The following is a 1,199-nucleotide window of genomic DNA, read 5'->3' as shown; positions in this document are numbered from 1 at the left end:
TACAGAGGTTGAAAGGCTGGCTTCTCGGGTTACGGTGGTTCGGGTTCGAGGATCAGTTCGGTCTGGGCGATGATGGCGTCGAGCAGGCCGGGTCGGTATTGCAGCCGCTTGAGGTGGTGCTTGATGACGGCGGCGAGGTGGTCGACGCCGCCGCGGACGGCCAGGTTGGCCAGGTGGCCCTTGAGGTTGGCCCAGATGCCTTCGGCAGGGTTGAGTTCGGGAGCGTAGCCGGGGAGCCGGAAGACCGTCAGCCAGTCGTGCTCGTCGACGAAGGTGCGCATCTCGGCGCTGACATGAGCGGGCAGGTTGTCCCACACGATCACCAGTGGGCCGCGTAACTGCTGGTGGGCGGCTTGGAGCAGGAGCTTGAAGTCGCGGACGCCGAAGCCTTTCCGCTCGTTTTTGCGGCCGTGGTAGCTGATCGTCCGGTAGATGAGGCGCGTGCGCCGGCCGGGCTTGAGGCAGAGCAGGCCGGCGATCGAGACCCGGCCGGAGCCCTTGCCGGACACCGTCACGATCGGGGTTTGCCCGCGCCGTGCCCAGGTGCGCCCTTTCGGCGGGCGGAGGCTTTGCCCCGATTCGTCGGCGAAGATGATCCAGGCGCCGCGGTCGGCGGCCTGCCTTTTATATGCGGCCAGGTCTCCTTCACCCAGGTGGTGATCGCCTCTTCGTCGCGTTCGGCGGCGCGGCGTGCGGGGGCCTGCGGGCTCCAGCCGATGCGGTGCAGCAGGTAGGACACTCCGCGTGGGGTGTAGTCGATGCGGAACAGCTCCTTGATCAACCTGGTGACGCGGGCCAGGGTCCAGCGCTGGTCGTCCCAGCCGTGGGCGGCGGGTCCCCGGTCGAGTTCGGCCTCCAGGGTGAGGAGTTGCCGGTCGCCGAGGCGGCAGATGGATCCGCCGGGGCCCTTGGAGGCCAGGGCCTGTTTGCCGCCGTTGGTCCAGGCGCGGTGCCAGGCGTTGGCCGAACTGGGGGTGACCCGCAGCGCGCGGGCGACCTGGGGCGGGGTCATGCCACGCTGGTACATGTCCGCTGCCGTGAAGCGGACCTGCTCGCGCTGAGCCCGTGCCTTGGCGGACAGGCCGCCACCGTCGGGGTACCGCACAGAAGTGTTGTACTGCTGAAATACGACGATGTAACTCACCTGTAGCGTTACGTGTTTGTACCATCGCCAATTGCTAGCACTTCAAGCTCTGTAG

2 protein-coding genes are annotated in these 1,199 nt (G+C 67.3%); both read right to left on the bottom strand.

Annotation, left to right across the window (positions count from 1 at the left end; all coding sequences use genetic code 11):
- Positions 1 to 29: 29 nt before the first annotated feature.
- Entirely contained in the window at positions 30 to 593 is a 564-nt protein-coding gene (locus ABGB08_RS54625; protein ID WP_347608533.1) for a transposase, read from the bottom strand.
- Positions 512 to 1,105 (bottom strand): winged helix-turn-helix domain-containing protein, encoded by a 594-nt coding sequence (locus tag ABGB08_RS54620; protein WP_347608530.1) that lies wholly within the window; start codon positions 1,103 to 1,105, stop codon positions 512 to 514. Before ABGB08_RS54620 ends, ABGB08_RS54625 begins: the two co-directional genes overlap by 82 nt.
- Positions 1,106 to 1,199: the final 94 nt, after the last annotated feature.

The organism is Acrocarpospora sp. B8E8, from assembly GCF_039871605.1.
Lineage (GTDB): Bacteria > Actinomycetota > Actinomycetes > Streptosporangiales > Streptosporangiaceae > Acrocarpospora > Acrocarpospora macrocephala.
This window is presented reverse-complemented; position numbering and strand designations above follow the sequence as displayed.